General features: G+C 56.7%; 1 protein-coding gene. It reads right to left on the reverse strand.

The features are described 5' to 3' along the window. Window positions 1-159: 159 nt before the first annotated feature. The coding region (locus ALO43_RS22590) for an OmpW family outer membrane protein (RefSeq protein WP_328586981.1) at window positions 160-450 on the reverse strand (291 nt) is incomplete at its 5' end.

Here is a 450-nt window from a genome sequence, read left to right on the forward strand (position 1 = left end):
GCATGCCGACGCGGAGCATCGGCACGATAGCCAGGAGTCCGGGCGCGGGTTAAATAACGGCACGATAATCAGGAATCCAGCACGCAGAGTTCAAACCACAAAACACAAAGGCACCCGATAAGGGTGCCTTTGTGTGTGTGGCGCTTGAAGGTGTGCAGGTCAGAACTTGTAACCCACGCCCACCATGTATACCCACGGGTCGATGTCCACGTCGACCTTGGTCTTGCCGACGGCCAGGGCAGAAGGGCCGTCCACAGTCGCTTTGGTATCGATGTCGACGTACCAGACCGAGGCGTTGACCAGTACGTTGTCAGTGATCATATAGTCCATGCCCAACTGAGCAGCCAGACCAACCGAGTCCTTGAGCTTGAGGTTGCTGAAACCCTGATCCTTGCGATTGCCGGTCAGGTCGGTATCGAAGAAGGTGGTGTAGTTGATACCCACGCCCGC

This window comes from Pseudomonas tremae (assembly GCF_001401155.1).
Classification (GTDB): domain Bacteria; phylum Pseudomonadota; class Gammaproteobacteria; order Pseudomonadales; family Pseudomonadaceae; genus Aquipseudomonas; species Aquipseudomonas tremae.